Here is an 832-nt window from a genome sequence, read left to right as displayed (position 1 = left end):
CTCGCGATCCCGATCCTCTGGCGGCGGCCTCCGTCCAGCTCGTGGGGGTATGTGTTGATCAGACGGTCTGCAAGGCCCACCGTCTCCATCAACTCACGCACACGGTCCATCTGCTCATTCTTGTCCGTGATGATCTTGTTGATCTTTAACGGATCCGCGATGATCTGGCTGATGGTCTTACGCGGGTTTAAGCTGGAGAACGGGTCCTGGAAGATGATCTGCATGTCTGTACGTTTCTTTCGCATCTCCTCCGCAGACAGCTTCACCACATCCTGGCCCTCGAACAGCACCTCGCCGGCCGTCGGCTCGATCAGACGCAGGATCGCACGGCCTGTGGTGGACTTTCCGCAGCCGGACTCGCCTACCACGCCTAACGTCTTTCCTTTTTCGATCGTAAAGGTGACATCATCCACGGCGTGCAGCATCCCCTTCGGGGTTTTGAAATACTTTCTGAGGTTTTTTACTTCAAGCAGCGGCTGGCTCATCGAATGTTCACCTTCCCTTCATGGATGTTGTCTTTGTTGTACAGGTGGCACTCCACATAGTGGGTATCGTTCCGGTACGTCCTCGGCGGCTTCTGCGTCTTGCAGATCTCCATCGCATACTCGCATCTCGGGCAGAACGCGCATCCCTTCGGCAGGTTGCTGGGATCCGGCATCAGGCCCTTGATGGGCTTTAACTCTGCCTGCCGGTTCTCAAGGTTCGGCAGGGAGTTGAACAGGCCCTCTGTATACGGGTGGCGGGTATTCTTGAAGATATCCTCCAGGGTCCCGTGCTCGATGACACGCCCTGCGTATACCACCGATACCTCGTCACAGATCTCGGCCACGAT

General features: G+C 56.5%; 2 protein-coding genes. Both read right to left on the bottom strand.

Going from position 1 to position 832, the window contains the following annotated elements; all coding sequences use genetic code 11:
* The coding region (locus OCV69_RS15315) for an ATP-binding cassette domain-containing protein (RefSeq protein ID WP_262563211.1) at positions 1-485 on the bottom strand (485 nt) is incomplete at its 3' end.
* Positions 482-832 (bottom strand): oligopeptide/dipeptide ABC transporter ATP-binding protein (locus tag OCV69_RS15310; protein WP_331485775.1); only part of this gene is annotated, 351 nt, incomplete at its 5' end. The genes OCV69_RS15310 and OCV69_RS15315, both read right to left, overlap by 4 nt.

The organism is Alitiscatomonas aceti, from assembly GCF_025567195.1.
GTDB lineage: Bacteria > Bacillota > Clostridia > Lachnospirales > Lachnospiraceae > Alitiscatomonas > Alitiscatomonas aceti.
Note: the sequence above shows the minus strand (reverse complement) of the source record. Positions and strands in the feature narration are given on the sequence as shown.